Origin of the sequence: Cohnella baijiui, from assembly GCF_020731285.1 — a bacterium.
Lineage (GTDB): Bacteria > Bacillota > Bacilli > Paenibacillales > Paenibacillaceae > Cohnella.
Genome location: NZ_JAJFOW010000340.1, coordinates 1 through 239, shown reverse-complemented (window position 1 = coordinate 239; position 239 = coordinate 1). Strand labels below are relative to the sequence as shown.

General features: G+C 44.8%; 1 protein-coding gene. It reads left to right on the top strand.

The genetic code is table 11. The features are described 5' to 3' along the window. On the top strand, positions 1 to 239 hold a 239-nt coding region (locus LKX83_RS32875), incomplete at both ends, for an ATP-binding protein (protein WP_227887485.1).

Here is a 239-nt window from a genome sequence, read left to right as displayed (position 1 = left end):
CTTGAATATCAACCATCCGATACTCCGTTATATGTCTGGGGAGACCGACAGCGAATTGGACAGGTTCTGCTTAATATTCTAGAGAATGCTCGGCGGTATACGTCCGTTAACAGTACAATATTCATCCGTGTGCGACAAGAAGATATGTATGGTGTAGTAGAAATCAAAGATACGGGGCCAGGCATCCCAAAAGAAGATGTGCCTTATGTGATGGAACGGCTCTACCGTGTAGAGAAATC